Source organism: Microcoleus sp. PH2017_34_RAT_O_A (genome assembly GCF_020737885.1).
Classification (GTDB): Bacteria; Cyanobacteriota; Cyanobacteriia; order Cyanobacteriales; family Microcoleaceae; genus Microcoleus.
Genome location: NZ_JAEQDD010000011.1, coordinates 59,139 through 66,611 on the forward strand (window position 1 = coordinate 59,139; position 7,473 = coordinate 66,611).

A 7,473-nucleotide genomic window follows, 5' to 3' on the forward strand; every position below is an offset into this window, starting at 1 on the left:
TGCCAGTATTTCAAAGCTCAAACCCACAGACCAACAAGAGTCGATCGCTGCCAGCGCGATTAAGTATGTTATCAGTGATAAATATTTTGTTACTATACATTAAGTCAGAGTCCTAAATGTCGTAGCCATAAGGCTTAAAAAACTATGGACACAACTGGACTCGAACCAGTGACCCCTACGATGTCAACGTAGTGCTCTAACCAACTGAGCTATGCGTCCTCACGAATTACCAATGTAGCAGAACATTAGATGAATTGTCAAGCATAAATATAAAATTTTTCAAGCCACCCACAGCCACCGCCCTAATTCCCAACCCGCCAAATCTTCACAGTTCGATCGCCCGAACCGCTAGCCAAACACCCCGCATCAGCACTAAAGGCCACCGACAAAACCTCCCCCCCGTGTCCCGTCAGAAGTTCCAGCAAACCCCCCGTAGCCGTATCCCACAAATAAATCGAACCATCCCGACTCCCCGTCGCCAAAAACCCACCATCCCGGCTTAACGCCACACACAAAACATCCCCAGAATTGTCCCTCATACTCCGCAGCAGCGTACCTCGCCCCTGTGCGTCCACCCGCCACAGCTTCGCTGTACCATCCCGACTCCCACTAACCAAAATCGATCCTTCTCCTACTCCCCCCCTTGTAGGGGCGGTGCCCCCGTGCCCGCCCTGGCTGGGGAAGTTCGCAGCAAAGGCGATCGCCCGCACCCAATCCCCGTGCTCTGCTAAAGTACAAATCGATCGACCATTGCGCCAATCCCACAACTGCAAACTCTTATCCCGACTCCCCGTCGCCAAAAACTCCCCACCAGGACTAAAAGCCACCGCCTCCACCCCACCGACGTGACCATTCAAAGCCGACATCGGCCTACCCTTATTCAAATTCCACAACTGCACAGTCTTGTCCCGACTCCCCGTCGCCAAAACCTGACCGTCGGGACTAAACGCCACAGCATAAACCCGATCCTCATGACCGCGCAAAGCATACCACCACTTACCCTTATTCAAATCCCAAATTTGAATAGTTTTATCCCGGCCACCGCTAGCCAAAGTCGCCCCATCAGGACTAAAAGCCACAGAAGTCACCCAGTCAGAATGACCCGTGAGAGTATACCACCGCTTACCCCCGTGCAAATTCCACATCTCGATCGTTTTATCCTCACTCCCGCTAGCTAAAGTCGCGCCATCAGGACTGAAAGCTACTGACGTAACAGCATGGGAATGACCTACCAAAGTATGAACGCACCTCCAAGTAGGCGCGCGCGCTGGCACAACCCGCTGCATCGGTGGCACAGGTATAATAGTGCCTGCAACCGTTGGTGGCACGGCATTCTGCACCGCAGGCATCCTCTGTGGCACGGGAATTGCAGGCGCTGGTAGGGGCGGTGGATGGTGCGTGCCCGCCCCCGACTGCTGCGGCTGCAAATCTTGGAGAACTTCAGCTACAGATTTGTAGCGGCGACTGAGACTCGGTTCGATCATTCTGTCGATGATGCGGCTTAATTTCGGATCGATTTGAACCTTCAAAAAATCTCGCCAAACCCAAACATCTTGATTGATATCGAACAAATCAAACGGAGATATTTGAGTCAGTAAATAAATGCAAGTTACGCCCAAACTATACAAATCGCTAGCATAAACCGCTTGACCTCGAATTTGTTCCGGCGCCACGAATTCAGGCGAACCAATCACTGTACCTGTTTCTCTCAAACCCTCCACAAGTTTTGCAGCACCAAAGTCAACTAAAACTAATTCCCCGGTTAGTGTTGGGTAAGTATAAATAATCGGAGTTTGAGAAACGCGGCGGCGGATAATGTTAGGTGGTTTAATGTCTCGGTGAATTACATTGCGATCGTGCACGAACTGCAATACTGGCAATAAATCATTCAGCATACCGAGAATCTGATTTTCGCTAAAAGCCCCAGCCCCCGCCAATTCTTGCTGTAAATTTTGACCTTCTATAAATTCCTGCACTAAATACTGATATCGTTCCTGCTGAAAGTGCGCCAGCAATTCGGGAATTTGCGGGTGTTTTCCCAATTCGTCCAGCCGCACCGCTTCTCGGTTGAATAATTCTGCTGCTTTTTCGGCGCTGCTGGTTCCTTGGGATAGCGGGAAAAACTGTTTGATTGCACAGCGCGGTTTTGAGGGTTTGTCTTCGTCAACGGCTAAAAAAGTACGGCCAAAACCGCCGCGCCCGAGGGGTTTGATGGCGCGGTAACGCTCTCTCAGCAACAGTTTTGTGCCACAATTCAGGCAGAATTGAGTTCGATCGGCATTTTGGGGGGTTTGACAGGCGGGGTTTAGGCAATAACTCATAACTGAACCGGGAAGCAATCAGCAGCATATTTCTATGATACTGAGCCAAAAGGGCGATCGACCTTCGCGTTACAATTTAAAATTAAAGGACTGAAGTCCGAACGATCAAACCAGTTTGTAGTGAGGACTTCAGTCCGCAGCATTTAAGCTCTAGCTTTAACATTCAGAGCATACTCTTTAAACCTTTCCAAGTCAGCCTGAATAGTCGATTCAACAACTCGCCCTACAAATGAATTGTCCATCAATGTTGCCAGCCAGCCGGGAACTCCATAAGCCACGGTTAGTTTGACAATGCTGCTGTTTTTGCGATCGTAAAACCGCACCGCACCCCGATTGGGCAAACCATCTACCGATTCCCACTGAATTATCTGATTCGGCACTAATTTGAGAATCCGAGAAAGCCAGCTAAATTCTAACCCCCCGGTTGCAAGTTTCCAGCGCGATAATTCTGGATCTTCTTCGAGAACTCGAACTGATTCTATCCACTTCATCCAGCGCGGCATTTGCTCTAAGTCAGACCAAAGTTCCCACGCTAATTCGATAGGAATTGCCACTTCTACTTGTACACTATGCTCTAACCAATCAGTCATTCGATTTTAGATTTTAGATTTTAGATTTTAGATTGAAGAATTGTTTCTTCTCGTTTCCAGGCTCGGCCTGGTAACGCATATCCAGAGGCTCCGCCTCGGTTTTCAAAAGCGAATATCAGAGGCAGAGCCTCCTCCAAGGCATTCCCAGCCAGAGCCTGGAAACGAGAGAAAATCATTAGCTTTTAGCTTTTAGCATTTTTCACTGGAGCGACTAATGCCAACTGCCAACTGCCAACTATCAACTGCCAACTAACTGTAAGTTTCCAGAATAGCCTTAGCCGCTTGATGACCGGAAAGAGTCGCACCTTCCATGCTATCAATGTAGTCTTGCTGAGTGTAACTTCCAGCTAAAAAGAAATTAGCAACAGGAGTTTTTTGAGCAGGGCGGAAAAGATCCATTCCCGGCGCTTCCCGATACAGAGATTGAGCGAGCTTAACCACACTGTACCAAGTCATATTTAATTCCCGTGCTGAGGGGAATAAATCCTGAACTTGCTTGAGTACGTGTTGGGCGATCGCCTCATTGCTTTGTTTGATAAACGGATCGCCCGGTGTCAGCACCAACTGCAACAGAGAACCTTGTCCTTCTTTATAATAATCCTTGGGACTTGTCAGCGCCAAATCGGCAAAACAAGAAAAATCTGCATCTGCTGAATATAGCAAATTATCGATGCCTACAGCGTGGCTCAACTGTTTGCGCTTGGCTTCATCTTCCAGTTCCGTTACCCAACCATCGAACCGCAATTGTACTGTCGCAACTGGTACCGCATCTAACTTATAAATGTTGTCAAATTCCGACCACTTGCGCCAAGCTGGAGGCAATATTTTCTGAATTCCAGGCACGTCGCAGGCGAAAACGTAAGCGTCTGCGGTAATATGTTCTTCAGTTTCGCCGTTAGCTACTAGCAAACCTGTCACGCGCGTTTCTGTGCCTTCTTCAAACTGAATTTCTCGCACTCTGCGCCGCGTGTAAATTTTGGTTCCTTTACTTTCCAAATATTCGACAATTGGTTTGTGCAAATATTCGTTGGGAGAACCCGCCAGCATCCGCATGACAGAGGCTTCGGTTTTGGATGCAAAGAATTGGAAAATTGTCAACATACACCGGGCAGAAATATTTTCGGTGTCGATAAAACCTAGTGCGTAGGCGATCGGGTTCCACATTCTTTTGAGGGAGTTTTGGTTGCCCCCTTGACTGCGAAACCAGTCAGCAAAGCTAATTTTATCCAAATTGCGGATAGTTTTCATTGCTCCCTCAAAGTCGATCAAACCACGGACGATGGGGCTAGTTCCCAGGGCGATCGCATTTTGAATTTTGTCTTGTACCGTTAGCTGGGATGTAGTGAAAAATGCCTTCAAACCGTGCAAAGGAGCACCCACGGGAAAGCGAAAATCCAAAGAACCAGTTTCGCCGCCTCGATTGATAAAAGTGTGGACGTGATCTTTGAGGAGCAAATCGTCAAAAGCTCCCACCTTTTTCATTAGGGCAAATAAGTTATAATAGCAGCCGAAGAATACGTGCAAACCCATTTCAACGTGATTCCCGTCGGGATCTACCCAACTGCTGACTTTGCCGCCGACAAAAGGGCGGGACTCAAAAATTTCTACTTCGTGGCCGGCATCCACTAAATCGACTGCTGTGGTCATTCCAGCCAGTCCCGCACCTGCGATCGCAACCCGCATTTTACCTATCCTTATCCAGTATTTTTACAAATTGTAACAAGTTTTAGAGTTTCCGAAACATTCTAAAGTGCGTAAATGCCGATCGGCACTTGCACCCCTCTCTGAATTCTTGCCAAAAAATCCGCACTAATTGCACCGTAAGGGCTTTGTTCCAGATAAGTCTGGCGCAAAGCAGACACATTTTCGCAGACAGCTAAAGAATCAGCTTGTAATCCTCCCTCACCAGCCGGAATTAAGATGCGATTAGGATTATCTACGCCTGTAAGGTTACTTGTGAAAGGAACAACAATCACAGAATCGCTAAACTCGTTGCGGATGTCAGGAGAAACCACAACTACAGGTCTTTTTTTTTGTATCTCCTAACTGACGCAAAGCCCTTGAAAGATAAATCTCCCCTTGTCTGGGATAAGTTGTAGTTATTGAATTAGAGTCCATCGGCGTTCCATGCTTCCTCTATCTGTTCTTCTACAAAATCAAACCACTCTTTTTCATCCTGAATATCTTCTTGACTGCGGTTGAGATAAAATTTCCGCAATTTATCTTCTATTTGCTTGGCGTACCAGAGACGGAGAGCTTGTTCGATCGCCTCCGTCCAATTATCGGTAAGCTGGTCTATTTTATCAGCAAACTCGGCATCAAGGGCGACCAACACTTCTCGCTTTTGAGTAGAATTTGACACGTTCGTTCTCCTTGCCAATTCAAATAAAAAAAATGACTGCTAACTGTTGACTGGCGACTAATATCATTGGTTGTTAGTTATTGGTTATTAGCAGCATCACACGAGTAACAAATAACAAATAACAAATAACAAATAACTAACAACTAACAACTGACTTTAAAACATCGGCATCAACTGAAGTGGCCCAATTCCTAAGTCTTTAGGAGAAACCCAGCGCACCTCAAACAAAGCGACCATATCCTTAAACTGAGGCTGACCGCGAGAAGCACCCATCAACCCTTTAGCAATCACCAAACCGCACCAACCGTTAGTTGATTTACAGCGGCGCTCCCACTTTTTGCGAGCTTCCTGATGCACCGGGTCGTTTTCATTAAACTCGCCAAACAAATACAATTCCCCATTTTTTGTTTGCAAAATACCCAAGTCGTATTGCTCGTCTTGAAAAGGATCTTCGCCCGGATTAAAACAAATTGCCTTCACCCCTCCAGCTTCTTTCAAATCTTGAATCATAGTTTTAGCCTTGGGATTGGAAGTTTGAATCATCACTACAGGCAAACCATCCCCGGCGGTATTAATATCGACTTCTGCACCTTCGTGAAACTGGACACTTCCGCGTAGAAAATCTACCGTTTCCCAAGGTACGACACCCAGACTCAAGAATGAATTTTGCGGCACCAAATCGTCCCGCAGCCGTGGCATTTCAAATTCATCATCCTCATCGTCATCGTCATCGCCCAGCATCTGTAATAATTCGTCTGACACCTCAGGCATCGTCGAAACTTTAACCGATACCTGTTGAATTTCTCCATCAGACTGCGGAACAGGGATGCGGTAGCGACTGTTGAGAGCGGGAAATGTGTCTGCTGCCAATTTCCGGCGGCCGTTGTGGAAAAAGCGGTGGAATGCTTCGAGAGCAACTAACATCGTCAGGGCTTCTTCTTCGTAAAGAATCGATCGCAATCCTTCTAAAGGATGCAGGTTGCCAAAATTCGGTTCAATTTCCGATGGAGGCAAATCGGCTAAATCAATTTCGTCATCGTCATCCTCATCAAGCTCGCCGGCGCTTTCAAAGGTGAGAAACAAACAGTCTTGCCCTAAAAAAGCCTGTTCTAAATCTTCAAAAGAGTCATCGTTGACAACTCGCTCTCGAAACCGCTTCAAGGATTCTAGAGATCGGTACAGCAAAACTCCGTAATCCATTCTCCCTTGGCCCAATACGGATACGTAGAGGCTGGCGACATCCCACTGATTGATTTCAATAGATATAATTTGATGTTCGCTCAAAGTCCGCCACGGAGCATCGTGCCAAATTTGAGCTGCTTTTTCCATTAGCACTTCGGCGTACTCAGGCGGTAATTCGGGAGGCCGATTCACAGCGACTTCTTCCATACTCCGAAAGATTTCATCAATTAAGGGCAATTCCGGTACGTAGTCAATGGAAATGCCTAAATCTTGAAGTATTCCCCGCAGGTAAAATTGAATTTCTCGGTTTTTGACTACGATTTTTTGGGGGCGGACTGCCGGGGCCGGACTTTGGGGATGTTCCATTGCCCGCAGGAGAGCGCGGACGATCGCCTCTGGCCCAGCATCTGGGCCTACCATGTCCATAGCCCTCACGATGCCTTCGGAGCCGTCCACCCATAGAATACACTCGCCACCGGCTTCTGGATCGTCGTCGTCCTCTAGCATCATGTGCGAGTCAGCATTTGATAACGGTCGGCGGTCGCCCTCCCACACGCTGGGAATTTGAGGTAAGTTTTGTAGCCGACGAAGAGTAGAGCGATTCAGCGCTGCCATAGAGTAAGCCCGTTGGGTGAAGCATTGTTGCGGTGCCACAAAGGGTCAACCGCTGCTTCTCAATCATAAACCCTATAGGGGGAGAGGACATCAAGCTTGGAAATGAGGTCTCACCGTAATTAAAAATTTCCGGCTAAAAATTCAGCCTTCAACGTTCAGTTGACAGTTGACAGTTGACAGTTGACAGTTGACTCCGAAAGCTTTTGGCAGTTGGCAGTTGGCAGTTGGCAGTTGGCAGTTGGCAGTTGGCAGTTGGCAGTTGGCAGTTGGCAGGAAAGTAGGTGACTGACTGATGACTGATACTGATAAGGGAGCACCACAGAATGATTGATCCTATAATGACCCAAAGATAATTTCAGTGTGCAGCGTATCTTATGTCTCTAAAATCTATCATGAAACTGAC

Annotated in this window: 6 protein-coding genes and 1 tRNA gene; all 7 read right to left on the bottom strand. The window is 47.4% G+C overall.

The window, feature by feature from the left end; genetic code table 11:
* Positions 1-145 precede the first annotated feature (145 nt).
* The 7 genes from JGK11_RS05995 to JGK11_RS06025 all read right to left on the bottom strand — a co-directional run bounded on the left by JGK11_RS05995 (position 146) and on the right by JGK11_RS06025 (position 7,070).
* Positions 146-219: transfer RNA gene (locus JGK11_RS05995), tRNA-Val, on the bottom strand.
* Between the two features lie 83 nt (positions 220-302).
* The gene (locus JGK11_RS06000) at positions 303-2,321 is read right to left on the bottom strand and encodes a serine/threonine-protein kinase (protein ID WP_293210963.1); all 2,019 of its coding nucleotides are present in this window, start codon (positions 2,319-2,321) and stop codon (positions 303-305) included.
* Between the two features lie 143 nt (positions 2,322-2,464).
* Entirely contained in the window at positions 2,465-2,911 is a 447-nt protein-coding gene (locus JGK11_RS06005) for an SRPBCC family protein (RefSeq protein ID WP_293210965.1), read from the bottom strand.
* Positions 2,912-3,160: 249 nt separating this feature from the next.
* Entirely contained in the window at positions 3,161-4,594 is a 1,434-nt protein-coding gene (gene zds / locus JGK11_RS06010; RefSeq protein ID WP_293210967.1) for a 9,9'-di-cis-zeta-carotene desaturase, read from the bottom strand.
* A gap of 62 nt (positions 4,595-4,656) precedes the next feature.
* Positions 4,657-4,926 (bottom strand): type II toxin-antitoxin system PemK/MazF family toxin, encoded by a 270-nt coding sequence (locus JGK11_RS06015; protein ID WP_293192319.1) that lies wholly within the window; start codon positions 4,924-4,926, stop codon positions 4,657-4,659.
* A 92-nt stretch (positions 4,927-5,018) separates the two neighbouring features.
* On the bottom strand, positions 5,019-5,273 hold the full coding sequence (locus JGK11_RS06020; RefSeq protein ID WP_293192321.1) for a hypothetical protein: 255 nt from the start codon (positions 5,271-5,273) through the stop codon (positions 5,019-5,021).
* A 156-nt stretch (positions 5,274-5,429) separates the two neighbouring features.
* Positions 5,430-7,070 carry a hypothetical protein gene (locus JGK11_RS06025; protein ID WP_293210969.1) on the bottom strand — a complete coding sequence of 547 codons (1,641 nt, stop codon included), beginning with the start codon at positions 7,068-7,070 and terminating at the stop codon, positions 5,430-5,432.
* Between the last annotated feature and the right edge of the window lie 403 nt (positions 7,071-7,473).